Raw genomic sequence first — 21,068 nt, forward strand, 5'->3', positions numbered from 1 at the left:
CCCGCGCACCCTGCGCGCCCCGCGACATCACCGCGGAGTCACCCGCCCCGCATCACGCTCCGCGAGCGCCAAATCCGGCATCCGATCAATCGCGATGCGCGCCAACTTGCGCTCATCCGCGTACGCCAAATACTCAATCAGCTCACTGATGGGCACCCACGCGACCTCGGTGACCTCCGGGTCGTCGTTATTCAGCACCCCATCGACATAGCGCAGCAAATTGTGGTGCACGGTCTTATGAATCCGCACGCCATCGGACACAAACCAGTAATCAATGACGCCGAGCTCCTCAAACGGCTCGCCCACGATGCCAGTTTCTTCCCACACCTCACGGCGCGATGTTGCCCACTTATCCTCGCCGGGCTCCACGTGCCCCTTCGGCATGGACCACAGCAGCCGCCCACGCCTATCAATACGACCAATCAGCGCCACATAAATCCGCGCCAGATTCACCGACCCGTCCTTGCGCACAGCCTCCGCCATGCCGGACACAACGAGCCCACCCGCGCTCGTCTCGTCCCGCGTCTCCATGTTGTGCACCGGCGTGTACGTACGCTTCGCACCGCTTGTCGACGAATTCGGGCGCCGATAATAATTTTTCCCGCTCTGCTTACCCCCGCGCTTGCTGCCGCGCTGGTTATTGCGCTGGTTATTGCGTTGATTCCCGCGCTGGTTGTTGCGCTTGCGGTGTTTGTTGGGGTTCTTGTCCCCTGAGTCCTGCTTCCCTGACCCCTGCTTGTCTGGGCTCTGTTTGTTTTGCGCATTGTTTTGCGCATGGCCAGACCCACGGCGGCGCCGGCGGCGCCTCCGCTGTCCTTGGCCTTGGGGCGGGGTGTTCTCAGTCATTGTGTCCGATCGTATCTGGCAGGCTCATATATAGGGAACTAAGGCCTGTATGGTTGGGCGGGTGAATACTCCGACGAATACTCCGGTGAACAATCCGACGAACACGGCTGATCCCGCCGGGCTGTTTAACCTGCCGGAGAAAGGGGACTCCACCGCGTTTATTGGGTTGTTGGCGCGGGCGGAGGGGGCCGTCGGAAAGCTTGAGGCTCTCCTTGCGCCGTTGGCGAGCGCTTTTCATGCGCGCGGTGAGTCGTTGTACCTGGTGGGCGGGCCTGTGCGCGACGCGATGCTGGGGCGGCTGGGCCATGACCTGGACTTCACCACCTCCGCGCGCCCTGAGGTCATCCACGAGATTCTCGATGAGTGGGGCGAGGCCGTCTGGGACACCGGCATCGAATTTGGCACCGTGTCCGCGACGAAGGACGGCCAGCAGGTGGAGATCACCACTTTCCGCGCTGACCTGTACGACGGCGTGACCCGCAACCCCGAAGTCACCTTCGGCGACACCGTCGAGGGCGACCTTGTGCGCCGCGACTTCCGCGTGAATGCGATGGCGATTGAGCTGGCTGCCGGGTCTTCTGATTCTTCGAGCTCTGAATCAGAGCTCGAATTGGATTTTCATGACCCTTGCGACGGCCTGAAGGATCTGCTCAACCACGTTCTGGACACGCCGCAGGAGCCGGAGGTGAGCTTCCGCGATGACCCGCTGCGGATGCTGCGCGCGGCACGGTTTGTGTCGCAGCTTGGCTTCACCGTGAGCCCACGCGTGAAGCAGGCGATGACGGATATGGCGGATGAGATTAACCGCATCACCGTCGAACGCGTGCAGGCGGAGCTGGACAAACTCATGCTGGGCATCCAGCCGTGGGCGGGCATTGACCTGCTCGTGGAAACTGGTCTGGCCGATCATGTTCTGCCGGAGATCCCCGCGTTGAAGCTGGAGCGCGATGAGCACATGCAGCACAAGGATGTCTACGCCCACTCGCTGACCGTGCTGCGTCAGGCAACGGAGCTTGAGGACCCGGAGGAAGGCCCTGACCTTGTGCTGCGTTGGGCGGCGCTCATGCACGACATCGGCAAGCCGGACACGCGCGAGTTCCACGAGGGGGGCCGCGTCTCCTTCCACCACCACGAGGTCGTGGGCGCGAAGCTGACTCGCCGCCGCATGCGCAAGCTGAAGTACCCCAAGCACGTCATCGCGGATGTCAGCCAGCTGGTCTACCTACACATGCGCTTTTACGGTTTCGGCGAAGGCCAGTGGACCGATTCCGCCGTGCGCCGCTATGTCACCGATGCCGGTGAGCTGCTCCCCCGCCTGAACAAACTCGTGCGCGCGGACTGCACCACGCGCAACCCCAAGAAGGCTGCGCGCCTGCGCCGCACCTACGACCACCTGGAAGAACGCATTGCGGACCTCTCCGCCAAGGAGGACCTCGCCCGCGTCCGCCCGGACCTGGACGGCAACGAGATCATGCAGATCCTCGGCCTCAAGCCCGGGCCTGAGGTGGGCAAGGCCTGGAAGTACATGAAGGAACTCCGCCTGGAGCGCGGCGAGCTCGACCATGATGAGGCCGTCGCTGAGCTCAAGGCCTGGTGGGAGGCCAACCATGGCTGAGTTCTTCTACGCTGACCGTCTCTTCTCCGCGCTCGAGCGCGAGGAGCCCGCCCCCGGCATGCTCATGCTTGCCGCGCCGGGCATGCTTAGTAGCGAATTCGCGCGCACCGTCGTCCTCATCATCGAACACAACCTGGAGCACACCCTCGGCGTTGTGCTCAACCGCCGCAGCGAAGTCGCCGTGGCCAATGTCCTGCCGGAATGGCTCGACTACGTGGCTAAACCGCAGGCGCTCTACCTCGGCGGACCGCTCGGCCCGCAGGCCGCCATCGGTGTTGGTGTGACCACTTCTGGCACCGTCATTGAGGACCATCTGGAGTTCACCCGCCTGGCCAACCGCCTCGTCCACGTGGACCTGCGCACCGACCCCGCCATGCTCAACGGCCTCCTCGAAGGCGTCCGCATCTTCGCCGGCTACGCCGAATGGGCCCCTGGCCAGCTCGACGACGAGATCGAGCGCGGCGACTGGTACGTCGCCCCCGCCCTGCCCTCCGACGTCATCGCCCCCGCCGGCACCGACCTCTACAGCGACATCATGCGCCGCCAGCCCATGCCGCTGCCGCTGTTCTCGACGTTCCCGGCGGATATTGATGACAACTAGATCCGAAATCCGCGGCGGCATCCGCGACACCTGGCTCGTTGGCCTCGGCCTCATCCCGCTCGGCCTCGCCTTCGGCCTGGTCATGGTCCAAGCCGGCTTCGCGTGGTGGTGGACACCCATCTTCTCCATCATCATCTACGCCGGCTCGATGGAATTCCTCGCTGTCCAACTCGTCTCCACCGGCGTCGGCCCACTCTCGGCCGCGGTCACCGGCTTCATGGTCAACTTCCGCCACATTTTCTACGGCCTCACGTTCCCACGTCACCTCATTTCCTCACCGCTTGGCCGCGCGTACAGCACTTATGCGCTTACCGACGAGTCCTACGCCATCTCCTCCTCCCGCCCCCCAACCGCCCCCAACTCCGGTGCCCGCGTTCTGACCATCCAGATCCTGTGCCAGTTGATGTGGGTGCTGCCCGGCATTGCGGGGGCGTGGTTGGGGGCGGCGATTCCGTCGTCAGTTCTGGGCGTCGATTACGCGCTGACCGCGCTTTTCATCGTCCTGGCCTACGAGGCTTTCCGCGCGAATCCGGATTTCTCCCTGCCGCTGACCGCCACCGCGATCGCCGCGCTTCTCGCCGTGCTCGCACCCAGTTGGCTCCTCATGGCCGGACTCAGCGCCTACTTCCTCGTGCTCATCTTCCGCTTCGCTAACCCCGGCGCGGACCGCGCCCTTGAGCTGCGCGTCGGCCGTGATTCTTCAGGTGGTGAAAAGTAGTGGGGGTTTTTGGTCTGCCTGAGGGCGTCACCCTAACCATGGTCGCCGCGGTACTCATCCCCGTGGCCATCGTCACCGTTCTTCTTCGCGCCCTGCCCTTCTCCTTCCTCCGCCTCCTCAAAGGCAGTCCTTTCATCGACTTCCTCGGCGCCACCATGCCCGTCGGCGTGATGACCGTCCTGGTTGTCTACACCTTCTCCACTATCGCCCACGACACTGCCGTCCCTCACGGTCTGCCTGCTGCCCTCATCGCCGGCGCCCTCACCCTCGCCCTCCACGCCTGGAAGCGCCGTGCCGGCCTCTCCATCCTCGCGGGCACTGCGGCGTACATGGTGTTGGTTAATGTGGTGTTCTAACTGGCGTTTTAGCTGGTGTTTTAATGCCCATGTAGTTTTGTTGCCAAATTGAACGTTTGGCAAACTTTTTGGGAACTCGCTGTTCAGGGCTCTTTGCCAGCGTTACTCTGCAGTTGCTGTCTCACGTACTGCTTTTCCCATTCAAGGAGCTCCCATGAAGCGTCGTTTCATTGCTGGTGGCTTTGCCGCGGTCACTGCACTATCTCTGTCCGTGGCTCCCGCTCATGCTCAGCCTAGGGACGACAGGACGTCATCGTTTGAGCAGGTCTATGGCGTTGAAGGCAGCACTGCGAAAAGGCTCGATAAAGCTCGGGAAGAAAACGATGACGCTGCCTACGACCGTCTTGCTAACCAGGCCCATGAGTTTGAGTTAGCCACCGCAGGTTCCGTGGCCAATGACGAAATGTTCAAGTACAAGATCGGCACCACCTTCGATCTTCTGCTCGCCTCCGGCATTGCTGCCGCGCTCCTCGCCATCCTTGGTGGCGTTGCGTTTCAGCAGGGCAAGATCAAGATCTCGTTCTAAAACCCCGGGACTTTTTGTCCAGTCCACCACAACCGCACTCTCACCGGAGGAGTTCCCATGAAGCGTCGTTTCATCGCCGTCGGCTTTGCCGCCGCTACTGCCTTATCCCTCTCCGTTGCGCCTGCTCGGGCCGAGGAGAACATGACCTCTTCGTACGAGTACGTCTACAACGAGAAGAGCAGCATGTTCAAAAGGCATGCCGAGGCTCAGAACACAGGCGACAAGGCTACGGAAGAGCGTCTTCGCAAGCCACTCGAATTCTATCTGAAGTCCATTGCAGGTTCTTCCAAGAACGACGAAGTGCGGGGCTACCCGACCGGCACCACCTTCGATCTTCTGCTCGCCTCCGGCATCGCTGCCGCGCTCCTCGCCATCCTTGGTGGCGTTGCGTTTCAGCAGGGCAAGATCAAGGTCTCGTTCTAAAAACCCCGGGACTTTTTGTCCTGGGCGCTATTCCTACGCCCACACCGCGTACTCGACTAACACCATCATTTGAACCCTCACTCAAAGGAGATCATCATGAAGCGTCGTTTCATCGTTGCCGGCCTTGCTGCCGCCACCGCCCTGTCCCTGTCTGTTGCGCCGGCCCAAGCTCAGAACAACTGGACGTCGTCGTACAACGACTTCTTCGGCCAAAACGGCAGCTCGTCTAAGCGGATGGGTCAAGCTGCGCGGAAGGGCGATGGCGCCGAGGTAGTCCGCATCCAAAAGGAGATCTACGACGCACGCGCCAATATGGATGGCTCCATTAAGAATGACAGGGCGAATGGGTACAAGTACGGCACCACCTTTGACATTCTGCTTGGCACCGGTGTTGCTGCCGCGCTCCTCGCCATTCTTGGTGGCGTTGCGTTCCAGCAGGGCCTGATCAAGCTCCCGTTCTAAAAACCCCGGGACTTTTTGTTCTGAGCGCTATCCCTACGTCCACACCGCGTACTCGACTAACACCATCATTTGAACCCTCACTCAAAGGAGATCATCATGAAGCGTCGTTTCGTCGCTGCCGGCCTTGCTGCCGCCACTGCCCTGTCCCTGTCTGTTGCTCCGGCTCAGGCCGAGCCTGACATCGAACTCCCAATGACTTCCTCCTACGAGACCAGCAGCAAAAGGATCGACAAGCGCCTGAAGGACGCTAATGCTTCCGGCGATGGGAAGAAGATTAGTCGTGCCATTGACATCGCCTCAGCCTTTGAAAAGTTCATGAAGCCTTCTTACGACAACGACCTGAACAACGGGTACAAGATCGGCACCACCTTTGACATTCTGCTTGGCACCGGCGTTGCCGCCGCGCTCCTGGCCCTCCTTGGCGGCGCTGCGTTCCAGCAGGGCCTGATCAAGCTCCCGTTCTAAAAAGTCCGGGACTTTTTCGCTGCGCTTTCGGGGTGGGGATTACCCCCACTCGATATACCTCTGCCTGAGAAAGTTCTTAGGAAAGATCATCTCTATGTCTTGACAGGCAAGCACTATCCGGCACTTTCCCTATCAAGCTGAGGCTCAGCTAAGAAGTTACGCCAGATCTTGCGGGGGGGGGTTCTAAGTTAACCTCCGACTATTGCCAACATTTTTGGCAGGTTCCGCACAGCTTCTGCCCCGAAGAAGGAGATCCCTCATGAAGCGTCGTTTCATTGCTGCTGGCCTTGCTGCAGCCACCGCCCTGTCCCTGTCTGTCGCCCCCGCTCAGGCCGCTGATAAGCCGGGCTTGAACAAGGATTCGTCTTCCCAGGTGACGGATGCCGAAGTTCTTGGATACGCCTTCGGCCGTGTTGTGGTTGAAGGACTTTTCCCGGGGCAGGGCGTTTCCCAGCCTTACTTGGGTTCCTCTAAGGCTGGGATGTTTGACCTTCCAAAGGACAAGGCCGGTGCCCAGCAGGATCTTGGCAACGCAGTTGTGAGCTCTTTCCGCAATGACGCTAACCGTGGCTACAAGCTCGGCACCACCTACGACATCCTGGTCGGCACCGGCATCGCAGCTGCCATCCTCGCACTGCTCGGTGTTGCGCAGCAGCAGGGCATGATCAAGCTCCCGTTCTAAAAAGTCCGGGACTTTTTGGTCTGAACTAACCCCAACCACTTCTTCGTGCTCGAACTGAGTGCGGAGGGGGTGGTTGGGGTTTTGGTTTGGTGGGGGGCGTCGATAAGCAAATAGCTCCTTGAGCTGCGGTGAACATTCTATGAATGCGCTGCTTGATTGGTGGATTGGCCCTAAGCTGTGCGTGCTTGAAACTAGCTTAAGGAGTACCGATGAAGTCCCGTTTTGTTGCTGTCGCGTTGGCTGCGTGTGTGCTTGGCGGGGTGGCGGCGCCGGCGCATGCGGAGGCGGGCCGACCCGTTGACCAGCGGAGTTCTGTGAAGCCGTTGTTGGAGATGAGCTCGGCGGAGAATAGTTCGCAGTACTGGTCTTTTGCCACGGATGAGGAGCTGAAAACCAAGTGGGATGAGGCCGTGCGCATGGGGTTCTTCTCCCCCACGATTGAGAAGATCTACGACCTCGAGATCGGGGACGTCACCTGGCAGGAGCGCGAGGCGGCGAATGAGGGCAAGTTTGAGGCGAAGCCGACGGCGAATGAGGTGCTTGGCAGCTCGCTGAAGTGGGATGCCGCGCGCGGACAGCAGCTGGGCACGGCGCTGAATTGGTGGATTGCACTTGGCGTGATTGGCACTGTGCTGACTGCTGGTGTTGCGGCGTTTCTGAGTGGTGCTTTTGAGCGGGTGCCGGCGCTGCAGAACCTGCTTTAAGGGTTCATTCTCCACAAGATTTCAACTGCGCTGACCTCGGCGTTGTGTATAAGTGTTCGAAAATAGCGCCTATTTAATGCTTCGGGGCAAGGGGCGTGTCGCACCCATGTGAAAGTATGTTCGCATGTGCTCAAGGTGAGTGCATGGCAACGACTTCGCTTGGGAAAGGGGGCGACATGAGTGCACCGGTAAAGACGCCAAGTTTTGCGACGGAGAACCCGTCCGATCCGGTCGCGCAAGCGCATTGGGCACTCCGCAAAGCCGAGTATGAGCTGTTCAAGGAGTACGCCGAGGGGGATGTTGAGCTGGTGGATAGCCGCGACTTCGACCAGGAGTACGCGCGGTTATCCAAGTCCACTGGCATGCCAAAGTGGCAGGTAGATAGCGCGGTCATGGCCTACATGGCGCTGCGGGAGCTGCCTGGTTTGAGGGAGTTACAGCAGGAGTTTCAACGCTTGGACCTGCCACGACTGAAGGCCCTGAGCGACGCGATGGACAGCTTCGGGGAGAACGCCACGCCGGAGGTCTACGCCGCGGTGGATGCGGTGATGGTGGAGATCTTCACCCCGCACCGCCACAACGCCGCGCTGCCCACGGTGAGCACGATCAAAAGGAGAATCAACAAGCTCATCGCGGACTTCGACAACGCGGCGGCGTTCTGCCCGGAGAATCGGAAGGAGCGTGAGGAGCGACCAAAGAACATCCCGCCGGGCTCATGTGACGTGACCTTCCACAATGGCCGCGTTGGAGCCAACCAGAGCGGGATGACCATGATGGGCGATATTGCCACGATGGCGATGACGAGGGCGATTATCGACGCAACTGCGCGCTCCCACGGCCTCACCCTCGAGGAGACAGTGCTCAAGCTGTTGACCGGCGAGATCACCCCGACAGGCAACGCCACCGTCAGCGTGTATGCGCCCAAAGGACCTGATGGGTCGGTGGATCTGACCAAATCCGTGTTCTTCCCCGGCTTCGGCTGGACCAATGCGGTGGCCACGGAGAAATTCCACTCGCTGGCCGGGCTGAACGGGTTTGAAGCCAAAAACCCCGCCACTTTTGTGGACCTGGAATCCACCGCCACGCACACCGTCAACGGCCACGATGCACCCGAGAAGGTCAAAGAATTCGTGCGCATGCGCGACGGGCACTGTATCTTCCCTGGCTGCACCGTCCCCGCCCGCCGATGCCAGCTCGACCACCGCATCGCCTACGAAGAAGGTGGGCCCACCACCGCCTCAAACCTCTACTGCCTCTGCCAAAAGCACCACAACGTAAAAACCGATAAAAGGGCCTTCTACCTGCCCGATCCCTTCACCGGCGACATCGTGTGGCTCTTCGCGGACGGCACCTACGCCATCACCAAACCCGCAGGCTTCCTCCACGACCAAGTCACACTAACAGCACCGCGCTGGGTCTCCACGCTCAGCCAGGTCCGCCGTCACAAGCAAAAAGTCGCCCACTTTTACGCAAAAGCGCACAAGCTTATCGACGGCTACGAGGCCGGCACCCCCTACCCCACCACCATCGAAGCGCTGGAGAAACTCGAACAAGAATACGGCCTGAAATTCCCCTTCGCCCCCGAACCGCCAGCGCAGGAGCCTGATCCGGACTACGAGCCGCCGCCGGAAGATGATGAGGTTGCAGAGGAGGTAGATGACGTGGGTGCTTAAAGCTCCGGGAACTTCGCGCGTGCCTCCGCCCACAGACCCTCAAAGTGGTCGGCGGTGATGCGCTCCGCCTCGATGCCCTCGAACTGGTCGTAGGTGTCCGGGTGCGGGACGGTGTCGAGGGGGCGGTTGGCGTTGCCGATGACGCGGCCGTCGATAAACGCCCCCACAATAGCGTGGTCCGGGGTGAGCTCAATCATGCGCACCATGCGGCATTCGTGCGGGCTGAGTTCAACGAGTTCGGCGATGTTGACCACGGAACCGGCGCCGGGGATCGTCAGCGTGGTGCGGACAAAAAGTCCCGGGGTTTTTGCGTCGGGCAATGCTCCCCCTACTCCCGCTCGCCGGCGAAGACGGTGCCGCCCTCTTCGGTGACGGGGGCGGGCATCATGCCGGACTTGGACGGACCGTCAACGACCTCACCGGTGGCGATGTCGAAGATGGAACCGTGGGCCGGGCAGCGCACAGTGTTGCCGTCGACCTGCGTGATCGGGCTGCCCTGGTGCGGGCAGGTGGTGGAGTATGCCACGAATTTGCCCTCAGTGGGCTGAGCGATGATGAACTTACCGACGATCACCGCACTCCCCACCGGAACCTGCGTCGCCGCGACCTCTGCTGACGCGGGCTTACCGCAGGCGGCGAGGAACGCACCGGCAAAGGTGGTAGCGGTACCGAGGATGAACATTCGGCGCGAGCAGGTCGGGCCGGAAGGAGTCTGAGCGGCTGGGTTCTGGGCTGTCATGGTTTCAGGGTAGCGCGCTTCATGGCGGTGACGTAGTCGGTGAGTTCGGTTTTCAGGGCGTCCATGTCGCGGATGGTGCCCGGGTTGGGGTGGGCGTAATCCACGTGGGCGTCGATGATCTTCGCGATAGCGGAGCCGGTGATGGCACCGGAAGCGCCGGCGGCGATGGCATCGGAAACGTGCTGCGGGGTGGAGATGCCGAAGCCGAGGAGCACGGGGGCGCCGCCGTAGGAGGTGATGTTGGCGACGACGTCCGAAAGCCCTGTCGTCTGCGATTCGTGCTCGGTGCCGGTCACGCCGTCGCGGGAGATGGCGTAGATGTAGCCGCGGGAATGGGCGGCAACGCGTTCGAGGACCTCGGGACGGGCCTGAGCAGGGGCGATGAAGACGGGATCGATGCCCGCGGCGGTGGCGGCCTCAACGAAGGGGGCGCCTTCGCGCACGGGGGCGTCGGGGACGAGGACGGCGTCGGCGCCAGCGTCGTGGAGCTCTGCGTAGAACTTCTCCAGACCGCGGACGTACGGCACGTTGGCGTAGACGAGCATGCCGATCGGGGTGTCCGGGTGGCGGCGGCGAATCTCATGGATCTGATCCAGGCAGGAATCCACGGTCGCACCACCGTCGAGGGCGCGGAGGTGGGCCTTCTGGATGGTGGGGCCGTCAGCCACGGGGTCGGAGAAGGGGACGCCGAGTTCGAGGGCGTCGGCGCCCGCGCGAACAAGCGTAGAGATGATCTCCACCGCATCGTCGGCAGATGGGTCGCCGAGCATGACGAATGGGACAAAAGCTCGCTCATTTTTTGCTTCGAGGGCTTCAAACAGTGCGGTGAAACGGGACATTAGTTGGTTCCCTTCTCTTCGTCAGTGTCATCGGTGTCGTCAGTGACCACGTACTCCGGGTGCGCTTCCAGGGTCTGGCGGACGTGGGCGATGTCCTTGTCGCCGCGGCCGGAGAGGGACACGAGGATGGTGGTCGGGGTCTGGGACTTCTTGGCCTCCTCCGCGCGCTGGAGCGCGTAGGCGAGAGCGTGGGAGGACTCAAGGGCAGGGATGATGCCCTCATGGCGGGACAGGTTTTGGAAGGCGCGCAGGGCTTCCTCGTCAGTGACGGGCACGTACTTCGCGCGGCCGGTCTTAGCCAGGTGGGCGTGCTGCGGGCCGACGGCCGGGTAGTCCAGGCCGGCGGAGATGGAATAGGACTCCTCAACCTGGCCGTCAGGATCGCGCATGAGGTAGGACTTCGTGCCGTGCAGAATGCCCATGGTGCCAGCGTAAATAGCGGCGCCGTGCTGGCCGGAGTTCACGCCGTGGCCGCCGGGTTCAGCGCCCACGAGTTCGACGGATTCGTCGTCGATGAAGTCCGCGAACATGCCGATGGCGTTGGAGCCACCACCGATGCAGGCGACGACGACATCCGGAAGCGCACCGGTCTGCTCCAGCATTTGGTCCTTCGCCTCGACGGAGATGACCTTGTGGAACTCGCGCACGATCGTGGGGAATGGGTGCGGGCCGGCGGCGGTGCCCAGGAGGTAGTGGGAGTTGTGGAAGGTGGCGGTCCAATCGCGCAGCGCTTCATTGACCGCGTCCTTGAGCGTGCCGGAACCGGAATCCACGCCGACGACCTCAGCACCCATGAGGCGCATGCGGTAGACGTTCGGTGCCTGGCGTTCCATGTCCTTTGCGCCCATGTAGATGACGCAGTCAAGGTCCATGAGGGCACACGCCAGGGCGGTGGCAGTGCCGTGCTGGCCGGCGCCGGTCTCGGCGATGATGCGGGTCTTGCCCATCTTCTTAGCCAGCAGCGCCTGACCGATCACTTGGTTGGTCTTGTGGGCACCGCCGTGCACGAGGTCTTCGCGCTTGAGGAAGATCCGGGCGTAATCATTGCCGCGCGTGAGGTTCTTGGCTTCCCACAGCGGGGTCGGGCGGCCGAGGTAATCGTGGAGGAGACGGCGGTATTCGTCCATGAACTCCGGGTCGTTCCAAGCGTCGACAAAAGCCTGTTCCAGCTGGTCAAGCGCGGGAAGCAGCGACTCAGCAACGAACTGCCCGCCAAACTCCCCGAAGTATGCGGGAAGGATGGTTCGGCCGCCGTCGCGCGAGGCGGTGGAGGCAGTGGAATCAGTGGAGTCAGTGGAGTCAGTCATGTGGATTCCTCCGTGAGAATGATGAGTTCAAGTTAGTAGTGAAAGTTTCGGATCCGCTCAAACACGGTACGCAGCGCGCCCGCGTCCTTCTGTCCGGCCCACTCCCCTGCTTCGGCGGGGTATTCCACGCCGGAGTTGAGGTCAACGCCGAGGCAGCCGACAGACAGCGCGGCGTCGAGGTTGTCGGCGCCGATGCCGCCAGCGAGGAGGCTATGCGCGCGGACCTCGTCGGGGATGGTGCTCCAGTCGAATTCAGAGCCGGAGCCGCCGTCCTTCGCATCAAGTACAAGCTTATCGACGTCCCCCGCCAGCCCCCGCGCAATCTCCGCCCCATCGGGGTGCGACATGGAGACGGCACGCCAGATCTGAGGGGTGTTGGTGAGGGTGGAGAGGTCGGCGCGGATGGCGCGAATAAGCTCCTGCTCTGCAGCGAGGCTCCCCTGGTACGGCGCGTGGATCTGCACGGCGTGGATGGGGCCGTCGACGCTGGTGATGAGGTCAGCCCAGCCTTCGGTGCGGCGGCTGACGGCGACGTAGTGGAGGCCGGGCTCGTGCGCCATGATGTTTTTCGATGTTTCACGTGAAACATTGCGCGGGCTGGAGTCCTCGAAGATGAGTCCGCCGTAGACGGCGCCGGCGGCGCGAGCGGCTTGGGCGGCGGACCAGGAGGTGAGACCGCAGACTTTGTTGGGGCCGTAGACGAGCATCCGGGCGGCCCAGTCGATGTCGGGGGTGCCGGTGAGTTGGGAGCCGACGAGAAAGCCGTCGGAGTGGCCGCCGAGGCGGCGGACGGTTTCCACATTGCTGATGCCGGACTCGGAAACGATGAGGGCGCCTTCGGGCGCAAGGGGTGCAAGACGTGCGGATCGGTCCAGATCAATGGATAGATCGTGCAGGTTGCGGTGGTTAACGCCGAAGATCTTGGCGCCGAGTCTGGTGGCGCGGGCGGCCTCCTCTTCGTCGATGACTTCGGTGAGGACGTCGAGGCCGAGGCGGTCGGCTTCGGAGTGGAGGCGGGTATAGGTGGCGTCGTCAAGCACGCTCAGCATGAGCAAGATGGCGTCGGCGCCGAAGTAGCGCGCGGCGTGGATCTGGCATTCGTCGATAATGAAGTCTTTGCACAGCACCGGGAGGTGTGTGGTGGAGGCGACGGTGGCCAAGTGGTCATAGTCTCCCCCGAAGCGGTCGGGCTCGCAGAGGACGGAGATGCCGGCGGCGTAGCGGGAGTAGATCGATGCGATGGTGCCGGGCTCGTAGTGCTCGCGGATCATGCCGAGAGATGGCGAGGAGGACTTGCACTCCATGATGAAGCGCGTGCCGGGGCGAGCGAGCGAATCGTAGAGCGAACGCTCGGAGCGCGGCAGGGTCAGCGGGTCCACGTGGGAGATGCGTGCCTTAATTTCGTCAAGGTGACGAAATCGGCCTTGGACAATACCCTCCAAAACCGTTGGCAGCCCCTCAGAATGGCGCACAGCGGATTTACCCTGGGCAGAGGGGATAAATTCAGAGGGGTTAAGATTAGGCGCCATAATTCGCTCCCTCGTGCTTGGCCAACCATTCGCGGACGGTGCCGTTAGTCAGGAGCTCGGTGGCCTTGGTGACGCCCTCGGCCATCGTGTCGGTCATGCCGTAGAGGTAGAACATCACGCCGGCGGTGGCGGCGACGGCATCGCGGTGGGCGTCGGGGCCGGTGCCGTCGAAAATAGCGCGGATGGCTGCGGCGTTCTCCTCGCCGTTGCCACCTTCCAACTCCTCGAGAGAGTAGGTGGGCAGACCGAGGTCCTCCGGGGTGATGGTGTAGTGCTCGATGTTGCCTTCGCGGTCCAGCTCCCAGACTTCGGTGGGGCCGTGGACGGCGATTTCATCAGTGCCGGCGCCGTGAGCGATAAGGGCGCGGCCACGGCCAAGTTCACGCATGGTTTCGGCGATAACTTGGCCGAGAGCCGGGTTGGCAATGCCCATGATCTGGTACTCAGGGCGCCCCGGTGCGAGCAGCGGGCCAAGGGTGTTGAACAGGGTGGACACACCCAGGGTCTTACGCACCGGCTGCACGTGGGCGATCGCCGGGTTGTAGGCGGGGGCGAAAAGGAACGTGAAGTTGGAGGCCTCGAACTGGCGGACAGCACGGTCCGGGTCCAGGTCAAGTGGGATATTCAGTGCTTCCAGCACGTCGGCGGAGCCGGACTTTGAGGAGACGGAACGGTTACCGCACTTGATCATCTTTACCCCGGCAGCAGCGGCGACGAGGGAGGCGGCGGTGGTGATGTTGATGGTGTTCTTGCCATCACCACCTGTACCGGCGGTGTCCATGAGGCCCTCACCGGTGATGGGGAACGGACGGCCAGCAGCCAGGAAGGCCTTGGCGGCACCGGCGATATCGGCGAAGGTTTCGCCGCGGGTGCGCACGGTGGCAAGGAGGGCGGCGATGTGGACATCGTCATAATCACCCACGGTGAGTGGGGTGAACGCCTCGATGGCCTCCTCTAGCGAGGGGTTCTTGTTATCCAGAAAACGACGGAAAATTCCGAGGGATTTTTCACTAGCCATTGTTGCTCACCTTAACTTTCACGGATTCCTTCTTCTCTAATAACTGCCTCACACACCGCTCCAGCAGCACGGGCCCAGCCGGGGTGAGGATGGACTCTGGGTGGAACTGGAGGCCGATGGACATGCCATCGGTGGTTTCTGCTGCCATGACAACGTCGCCGACTTTGGTCTCGGTGCGGGCAAGCACCTCGATGCCGGCGGGGACATCGACGCTGCCCAGGGAGTGGTAGCGCGCCACGGGAACGAGGCGCCCTGGGGTATCGCCGTGTTCGGGGCCACTGTCAATGGTCAGGCCGGTGAAGAGGGGGCTGGCTACGCCGGCGTCGGTAAGCGTCATTGCTTCGCTGACACCATGGACTGGGCCGCAGGGGCTGACCGTGCCACCGAAGTGCTCGATGAGAGCCTGGTAGCCGAGGCAAATGCCGAGGATGGGAATTCGGCCTTGAGCTGCGCGGATGAGGTCCATCATGCAGCCGGCGTCGGCGGGGTAGCCGGGGCCGGGCGAGAGAATGATCACGTCGGGTTCGGCGGCGAGCACCTGGTCGACGGAGACGGTGTTGCGGAACACGGTGAATTCGATGGCGGGCTCGGTGATGGTCGTGAGCGCGTCCACGAGGTTGTACACAAAGGAATCTTGGTTATCCAGCAGGACAACGCGGGCGGGCGAGTTCATCGGATCACCTCCACGGTCTTGGCCTGCGCCATCGCAATGGCATTAAGCACAGCGTAGGCCTTGTGCAGGGTTTCATCAGCTTCGGCCTGTGGATTGGAGTCACGGACAACACCGGCGCCGGCCTGCACGGTGGCCACCCCAGCGCGGACGAAGGCGGAGCGGATAACAATGCAGGTGTCGAATTCGCCGTTGCCGCGCAGGTACCCCACCGCCCCACCGTAGGAACCGCGACGGGTGCCTTCGAGTTCGCGGATGAGTTCGGTGGCGCGCAGCTTCGGGGCGCCGGTTAGGGTGCCCATGTTCATGGAGGCGCGGTAGGCGTCGAGGGCATCGAGGTCGTCCGCAAGTGTTGCGGTGACACGGGAGACCAGGTGCATGACGCGGGAGTAGCGGTCCACCTGCAGCAGCTCACGCACCTGGCGGGTGCCGGGGCGGGCCACACGCGCCATGTCATTGCGGGCCAGGTCCACGAGCATGGTGTGCTCAGCGATCTCCTTGGCATCGGTGCGCAGTTCCAGCTCCATGCGAGTGTCCAGCTCATGGGTCGCACCACGCGGGCGGGTACCGGCGATGGGATACAGCTGCACTTCGCGGGTCGCGGCGGAGAACTTCAGGTTGGATTCCGGTGAGGCACCGAAGAGCTCGTACGGCTCCCCCGCCCGATCGAGCCCGCGCACGTAAAACATGTACGGTGACGGGTTGGAATCACGCAGCTGCTGGTACGCCGCAAAAGCATCCGGGCACTGCGCTGTGAACGCGCGCGCCGGGACGACCTGATAAATATCGCCGTTATAAATATTGTCTTTCAGCTTGTCCACATCACGGCGGAACTCATCATCCGCCAAGCTCGCCTCCACGCGCAACGTGCCCTCACCCTGCGGGGTTGTGGGTGCGGGGGTGTGCGCTGTGCGGATCAGCTCAGCAAGCTCAAGCATTCGCTTATCGACGTCCCCCGTCCCCCAATCAACCCCCGACAACCGCGCCGTCGACGCGCGGTGATCAATGGTGAGGACGATCTCGGCGAGGATGAACTGGAAATCCGGGTAGGTGTTCGTGCTCTCATCGACGGCCGGCAGTTCCTCGAACGTGGCCAGGTAATCAAAGGCGAATCCACCGACGACCATGGGGAGGACATTCTCGGAGTCGGAGTAGCCCGCATCGCGGGTCAGGGCGCGCAGGACCTCAACCGTGCTCGGGGCAGTCAGGCGCTCACGCTCATCCGCGGCCGTGGACGGTGGGAAGCTGAACGTGACCGGCTCGCGTGAGGTGAGGTAGTCGGCCAGCTGCTCCGTCAGGCGAGCAATGATCTGCTTCCCCGCCGGGCTCAGCGGCTCCGCCACAACCTCGTGGCCGTTGCACGTCAAACGCACAGACGCGCCGAGCACCGCCACGGACTGCAAACCAGACTTCGTGGTGATGTCGGCGGATTCCAGCAGCACCGTATCCGTGAGTGTTGTGCCGCCAAGGTGAGCGAACAAGGCGGAGGCATCGGCGTGGTACGCCACGTCCATGTGTTGAACACGGGGTGAAGGATTGCTCATGCTGTCAAGCTTAGGCTGGTGATGAGGCATTTAACTCTGATCCGCCTCACGCGCTGCATTGCGGAGCGCATCCAGGTTCACCGCGGGCGCCGGGGTGGCGTCGGTGGAATTGGTGGAGTCGGCAGAGTTAGCGTTGGCGGCCCGAACGTCGTCGATAAGCCGTGCAGCACGCGCACCCATGTTCCCGCCGAGCGCACACGCGACAACCGCGAGCACAGCGAGCACCGCTGGAACAAGCCACAGCCAACCGGAAGCGATGAATGAAAACGCCGCGCCGAATGCCAGCGCAGCACCCCCGAAGATCAAGTACGGGCCCACAATCCGGTGAGCCTGCACCCAAATACCTTCATCCTTACGCACCTCTGGGACACGCAAACCCACAATGCTGTTACCTGGCAGGCGACCCGCAGTAGCGAGCGCACCAGGAATCAGCAGAGCAAGAGCACAAACGATGAAGATAATTCCGATAATGGCGCCAGCAGTCATGCCTAGAAAGTCTACTAGGGGGCAACAGTTTCGTATTGGGAGGTTCCGTGATGGACAATGCAGGAGTACATGTCAATTCCTGTGCAAAGGTTTCTACTATGAACTCTAAGTCGATCACCCGGTCGCTGCTGTTCTGGATTGTCGTGGCCATCATCCTCGGCATCGCTTGCAGCTTCTTCTTCCCCGTGTGGCTCGCCCGCATTTTCATTACCTTCAACGGACTGTTCTCCAACTTCTTGGGCTTCTTTGTCCCGGTGCTCATCTTCGCGTTGATCACCCCGGCCATCGCCGGTCTGGGCAAGGGCGCCGGCAAGTGGCTGGGCCTCACCGCCGGCATCGCCTACGGCTCCACTATCATCTCCGGCCTCACCGCCTGGGGTCTCTCCGTGGCGCTGTACCCGTGGCTGCTGGGCGACCAGAAGCTCATCACGGCTGTGGATGACGTGGAGGAGGGTGCTTTGTCCCCCTTCTTCTCTGTGGAGATTGATCCGCCGTTCGCTGTCATGACGGCTCTGGTGCTGGCCTTCTGCGTGGGCATTGCTATGACCGCAGTGAAGTCCGACACGATGTACAAGCTGGCCACCGAATTCGAAGGCGCGATTATGAAGGTGGTTACCTCCTTTGTTATCCCGCTGCTGCCGCTGTTCATCTTCGGCATGTTCCTCAACCTGGGCATGAACGACAACATGGGCGCCACCCTCACCGCCTTCGGCAAGGTGCTGGCTCTCGCTGTCATCATGACCATCGTGCTGCTCGTTCTCCAGTACCTCATCGCTGGCGCTGTCGCTGGCGTCAACCCGGTGACCGCGCTGCGCAACATGCTGCCGGCCTACTTCACCGCCCTGGGTACCTCCTCGTCTGCAGCCACGATCCCGGTCACCCTCAAGTCCACCCTGAACAACAAGGTGGATGAGAACGTTGCCGGCTTCGTCGTTCCGCTCTGCGCAACGATCCACCTGTCTGGCTCCATGATGAAGATTGCCCTCTACGCCTTCGCCGTCATCTACATGGCTGGCATGGACGTCTCCTGGGGTCTCTCCCTCGGCTTCATCCTCCTGCTCGGCATCATGATGATCGCCGCGCCGGGCGTCCCAGGTGGCGCCATCATGGCGGCAACCGGTCTGCTCGCCTCCATGCTCGGCTTTAACGACGACATGGTCGCGCTCATGATCGCCGCCTACATCGTCATCGACTCCTTCGGCACCGCAGCCAACGTCACCGGCGACGGCGCGATCGCGCTCGTGGTCAACCGCTTCGCTGCTGGCAAGGTGGAGCGCATTTCGGCCGATGATTCTGAGGAGCAGGAGCTTATCGACGAAAGCGCGTAGCTTCGCTAACCCCTCTTGGCTTTAGCCAAAAACCGATGTTTCACGTGAAACATCGGTTTTTTTCTTTGCGCGCCTACGATGGAGCGCATGGCTTTGGGATCAACAGCGAAGATCGCCCTCGGAACCTTAGGCGCCGCCGCTCTCGTCGGTGTTGGCACTACCGGACTGATTTATTCACTGACGGACGCGCCCGACCCGGCGCAGTTCGTTGTTGAGGTGGGCCAGGCTCCCACCGTGACTATCGACGACCCCCAGGACGTCCTCTCCCCCGAGGATGAAGCCCGCATGCTTCGCGACGCTGAACGCCTCGACCACCCCGCCGTGGTAAAGCAGCTCCACTACCTCGTCTTCGCCACTAACCACGAGAATGTTTTCGACTCCGTGGAAGAGTACGTGCGGGACGCCTACCCGGAACTCATTGGCAATGCGGAGAACGACGATGACCGCTTCGCCGATGGCACCGCCATCATCGGCGTGGGCCTTGATCCCCGCCAGGCGTTTGCCTACTACGGCGACGACGTGGCCGCCGAGCTCCAGGTCGATTACGGCCAGCGCGATGAAGAGGTCCTCGATGCCATGGAGCCCGGCGTGCGCGACGGCAACATCCCGGCTGGTCTTTTCGCCGCCGCCAAGACAGCTTTCGACGTGGAGGCCGCCGAGGAATACGGCCTGGACAAAGCTAATGGTGACCGCGGCGGGTGGGCCTTTGGTGGCGGTGCGGGCGCTGCTGGTGCCACTGCCGCCGTTGGTGTGGCCGTAGGCCTTTCCCGGCAGAGCCGACGCCGCAAGCTGGAGCAAGCCCGCGAGGACTACAAGGCCGTGACCGGTGAGTACGCGGCGCTATCCGGCCGCCTCGATGAGGTGGACATCCGCGCGAGTTCCCTGTCCTCCGCCTTCGCCGATGCGGAGATGCGCAAGCAGTGGGCGGAGGTCCGTGATCGCTTCCTCGGCTACCACGAGACCGTCAGTGGCGCCGGCGGGATCGGCGATATTGACATGACCAATGACAAGCAGGTGCTGAAGAACAGCAAGAAGCTGCGCGATGCCGCTGAATCGGTCGAGCACGTCTCCAACGCCGAGGACAACATCAACCGGATATTCAACATTGAAAATGGCGATGCCACCACCCGCCGCACCAGCCTCACCGATCTACGCGAGGACGTGATGGAGGCCCGCGTCGGCGTAAAGAATGATCGGTTGAGCTACGAGCTTGGCCAGCTGCTGGAGCGCATCAACTGGCTCGACTCCAACCCGACGGCCCCGAACTTCATGGACGAATTCGTCCGTGTACTCGGTGATTACCGCCTGCTGCTGGACCAAGTGAAGAAGGAAGAGTTCTCCGACGTCAAGGAATACGAGCCACTCCACCGCCCAGCCATCTACGAGCGTGATTACTACTACCCCGGCTACATCAGCTACGTGTCCATGAGCAGCTGGCACGACAGCAACGTCCGCGCCCACGAAGACGCACAGTCTTCCTCCAGCACCCGCCCGGGTGTGTCCTCCTCCGGCTTCAGCGCCTCGGGCAGTTCCTCGTCGTTCTAGGAAGAAGTTCTAGGAGAAACAGCATGACCGCTATCTACTACGCCAGTTTCTACGGCTCGACCAAGCAATACGCCGAAGAACTCGCCACGCGCCTTGGCACCACCGCCGAGGACATCACCGAGGACACTGCGTCTGCCATCCGCGCCACCGATGAACCCCTGATCATCCTCTCCCCAATTCACGGGCCTTCCCATCCTGGTGTGAAGGTGGTGAAGGAGCTGGGTAAGGAGGGCGTCGAGAAGCGAAAAGTAGCCCTCGTGACAGTTGGCATGACTCTTGACCACGTGGTTGAGGCGCAGGACCCGGCCCGCGCGCTGCTCGGCGACCTGGCTGAGCATGTCGAGCGCTTCTACCTGCCCGGTCGGCTGAACTACTCCGAGCTCAGCCCCAAGCACCGCAACATCATGAAAGGCCTGATCACGATGTTGAAGCTCAAGCCCGGCAAAACCGAAAACGAGCGCATGATGATTGACACTTACGGCAAAGACACTGATCGCGTCGACCTTGGCAGGCTCGACGCGATCATGGAGTGGGCTAAAAAGTAGGCGAGTTTTTACTGCGCCTGAGTGTTGTTGTTCTGCTGGTTCTGGAGATCCTTTGACATCTCGCTGGACAGCTGGCTGGACTCCTCTTTCAGGTCAATCTCACCCTTAGCGGCCTGAACGATGAGGATGATGGGCGCAGCCACCACACCAACGGCAAGGAACACTCCGATGATCGGCAACGTAGCGCGCTGAGCCCAGACCGAGGAAGCATAGAAAGGGCCGGCTGGGTAGCCGGTGGGGGCCTCCACCGGCGCAAAAACAAACGAGAAGTAATTCTGAGCAGAGGTCTGCGCGTGGTGCGCTGCTTCACCCAGCTGACGCTGAACATCCTCGATGGTCAACGCATTAGCCTGCGGGGTGGCGGTGACTGGGGACAGTGCGATGGCCGCAGCAACAGCGGCAGCGGTGAGTTTCTTCATGGGTGCTCCTTGGGAAAATGGCCATTGG

25 protein-coding genes are annotated in these 21,068 nt (G+C 62.1%); 14 read left to right on the top strand and 11 right to left on the bottom strand.

Annotated elements, in window-relative coordinates:
- Positions 1-27: 27 nt before the first annotated feature.
- The gene (locus L8U60_RS06270) at positions 28-846 is read right to left on the bottom strand and encodes an NUDIX hydrolase (RefSeq protein ID WP_269965512.1); all 819 of its coding nucleotides are present in this window, start codon (positions 844-846) and stop codon (positions 28-30) included.
- 121 nt (positions 847-967) lie between these two features.
- Here L8U60_RS06270 and L8U60_RS06275 point away from each other — a divergent pair, with 121 nt between their 5' ends.
- From L8U60_RS06275 to L8U60_RS06325, 11 genes are all read left to right on the top strand, one after another.
- Positions 968-2,461: a CCA tRNA nucleotidyltransferase gene (locus L8U60_RS06275; RefSeq protein ID WP_269965572.1), complete on the top strand. Its 1,494-nt coding sequence runs from the start codon at positions 968-970 to the stop codon at positions 2,459-2,461.
- Positions 2,454-3,062 carry a YqgE/AlgH family protein gene (locus L8U60_RS06280; RefSeq protein ID WP_269965513.1) on the top strand — a complete coding sequence of 203 codons (609 nt, stop codon included), beginning with the start codon at positions 2,454-2,456 and terminating at the stop codon, positions 3,060-3,062. Before L8U60_RS06275 ends, L8U60_RS06280 begins: the two co-directional genes overlap by 8 nt.
- Entirely contained in the window at positions 3,052-3,780 is a 729-nt protein-coding gene (locus tag L8U60_RS06285) for an AzlC family ABC transporter permease (protein WP_269965514.1), read from the top strand. The genes L8U60_RS06280 and L8U60_RS06285 overlap by 11 nt, the downstream gene beginning before the upstream one ends.
- 38 nt (positions 3,781-3,818) lie before the next feature.
- Positions 3,819-4,136 carry a branched-chain amino acid transporter permease gene (locus tag L8U60_RS06290; RefSeq protein WP_269965573.1) on the top strand — a complete coding sequence of 106 codons (318 nt, stop codon included), beginning with the start codon at positions 3,819-3,821 and terminating at the stop codon, positions 4,134-4,136.
- A gap of 154 nt (positions 4,137-4,290) precedes the next feature.
- On the top strand, positions 4,291-4,662 hold the full coding sequence (locus L8U60_RS06295) for a hypothetical protein (protein WP_269965515.1): 372 nt from the start codon (positions 4,291-4,293) through the stop codon (positions 4,660-4,662).
- A gap of 57 nt (positions 4,663-4,719) precedes the next feature.
- Positions 4,720-5,085, top strand: a complete 366-nt coding sequence (locus L8U60_RS06300; RefSeq protein ID WP_269965516.1) for a hypothetical protein — start codon at positions 4,720-4,722, stop codon at positions 5,083-5,085.
- Between the two features lie 96 nt (positions 5,086-5,181).
- Positions 5,182-5,547, top strand: coding sequence for a hypothetical protein (locus tag L8U60_RS06305; protein WP_269965517.1), 366 nt, complete (start codon positions 5,182-5,184; stop codon positions 5,545-5,547).
- 96 nt (positions 5,548-5,643) lie between these two features.
- Positions 5,644-6,012, top strand: a complete 369-nt coding sequence (locus L8U60_RS06310; RefSeq protein ID WP_269965518.1) for a hypothetical protein — start codon at positions 5,644-5,646, stop codon at positions 6,010-6,012.
- Positions 6,013-6,271: 259 nt separating this feature from the next.
- Positions 6,272-6,694 (top strand): hypothetical protein, encoded by a 423-nt coding sequence (locus L8U60_RS06315; protein ID WP_269965519.1) that lies wholly within the window; start codon positions 6,272-6,274, stop codon positions 6,692-6,694.
- A 209-nt stretch (positions 6,695-6,903) separates the two neighbouring features.
- Positions 6,904-7,398, top strand: a complete 495-nt coding sequence (locus L8U60_RS06320) for a hypothetical protein (RefSeq protein ID WP_269965520.1) — start codon at positions 6,904-6,906, stop codon at positions 7,396-7,398.
- 176 nt (positions 7,399-7,574) lie between these two features.
- Entirely contained in the window at positions 7,575-9,071 is a 1,497-nt protein-coding gene (locus L8U60_RS06325; protein WP_269965521.1) for an HNH endonuclease signature motif containing protein, read from the top strand.
- Here the strand turns inward: L8U60_RS06325 and L8U60_RS06330 are convergent.
- The 9 genes from L8U60_RS06330 to L8U60_RS06370 form a co-directional block, all read right to left on the bottom strand.
- Positions 9,068-9,391, bottom strand: coding sequence for a hypothetical protein (locus tag L8U60_RS06330; protein WP_269965522.1), 324 nt, complete (start codon positions 9,389-9,391; stop codon positions 9,068-9,070). The genes L8U60_RS06325 and L8U60_RS06330 overlap by 4 nt on opposite strands.
- A gap of 8 nt (positions 9,392-9,399) precedes the next feature.
- Positions 9,400-9,810: a Rieske (2Fe-2S) protein gene (locus L8U60_RS06335; protein WP_269965523.1), complete on the bottom strand. Its 411-nt coding sequence runs from the start codon at positions 9,808-9,810 to the stop codon at positions 9,400-9,402.
- Entirely contained in the window at positions 9,807-10,649 is an 843-nt protein-coding gene (gene trpA / locus L8U60_RS06340; RefSeq protein ID WP_269965524.1) for a tryptophan synthase subunit alpha, read from the bottom strand. The genes L8U60_RS06335 and trpA overlap by 4 nt, the downstream gene beginning before the upstream one ends.
- Positions 10,649-11,956: a tryptophan synthase subunit beta gene (gene trpB / locus L8U60_RS06345; RefSeq protein ID WP_269965525.1), complete on the bottom strand. Its 1,308-nt coding sequence runs from the start codon at positions 11,954-11,956 to the stop codon at positions 10,649-10,651. The genes trpA and trpB overlap by 1 nt, the downstream gene beginning before the upstream one ends.
- 32 nt (positions 11,957-11,988) lie before the next feature.
- Positions 11,989-13,410, bottom strand: a complete 1,422-nt coding sequence (gene trpCF, locus L8U60_RS06350) for a bifunctional indole-3-glycerol-phosphate synthase TrpC/phosphoribosylanthranilate isomerase TrpF (protein ID WP_476728562.1) — start codon at positions 13,408-13,410, stop codon at positions 11,989-11,991.
- Positions 13,411-13,474: 64 nt separating this feature from the next.
- Positions 13,475-14,503: an anthranilate phosphoribosyltransferase gene (trpD, locus tag L8U60_RS06355; RefSeq protein ID WP_269965527.1), complete on the bottom strand. Its 1,029-nt coding sequence runs from the start codon at positions 14,501-14,503 to the stop codon at positions 13,475-13,477.
- Complete coding sequence (locus L8U60_RS06360) at positions 14,496-15,176, bottom strand: anthranilate synthase component II (protein WP_269965528.1); 681 nt, start codon at positions 15,174-15,176, stop codon at positions 14,496-14,498. Before L8U60_RS06360 ends, trpD begins: the two co-directional genes overlap by 8 nt.
- Positions 15,173-16,717 (bottom strand): anthranilate synthase component 1, encoded by a 1,545-nt coding sequence (locus L8U60_RS06365; protein WP_269965529.1) that lies wholly within the window; start codon positions 16,715-16,717, stop codon positions 15,173-15,175. The genes L8U60_RS06360 and L8U60_RS06365 overlap by 4 nt, the downstream gene beginning before the upstream one ends.
- A gap of 30 nt (positions 16,718-16,747) precedes the next feature.
- A complete protein-coding gene (locus L8U60_RS06370; RefSeq protein ID WP_269965530.1) occupies positions 16,748-17,203 on the bottom strand; it encodes an SdpI family protein in 456 nt (151 codons plus the stop codon).
- A gap of 98 nt (positions 17,204-17,301) precedes the next feature.
- Between L8U60_RS06370 and L8U60_RS06375 the strand changes: the two genes are divergently transcribed.
- The 3 genes from L8U60_RS06375 (at position 17,302) to L8U60_RS06385 (ending at position 20,621) form a co-directional block, all read left to right on the top strand.
- Positions 17,302-18,531, top strand: coding sequence for a dicarboxylate/amino acid:cation symporter (locus L8U60_RS06375; RefSeq protein ID WP_269965531.1), 1,230 nt, complete (start codon positions 17,302-17,304; stop codon positions 18,529-18,531).
- A gap of 87 nt (positions 18,532-18,618) precedes the next feature.
- On the top strand, positions 18,619-20,076 hold the full coding sequence (locus L8U60_RS06380) for a DUF5129 domain-containing protein (protein ID WP_269965532.1): 1,458 nt from the start codon (positions 18,619-18,621) through the stop codon (positions 20,074-20,076).
- A 23-nt stretch (positions 20,077-20,099) separates the two neighbouring features.
- Positions 20,100-20,621, top strand: coding sequence for a flavodoxin domain-containing protein (locus L8U60_RS06385; RefSeq protein WP_269965533.1), 522 nt, complete (start codon positions 20,100-20,102; stop codon positions 20,619-20,621).
- Positions 20,622-20,629: 8 nt separating this feature from the next.
- On the opposite strand, the gene L8U60_RS06390 is transcribed toward L8U60_RS06385, so the two are convergent.
- Positions 20,630-21,040, bottom strand: coding sequence for a hypothetical protein (locus tag L8U60_RS06390; protein WP_269965534.1), 411 nt, complete (start codon positions 21,038-21,040; stop codon positions 20,630-20,632).
- Positions 21,041-21,068: the final 28 nt, after the last annotated feature.

The sequence above is a fragment of the Corynebacterium meitnerae genome, assembly GCF_027570075.1.
Taxonomy (GTDB): domain Bacteria; phylum Actinomycetota; class Actinomycetes; order Mycobacteriales; family Mycobacteriaceae; genus Corynebacterium; species Corynebacterium meitnerae.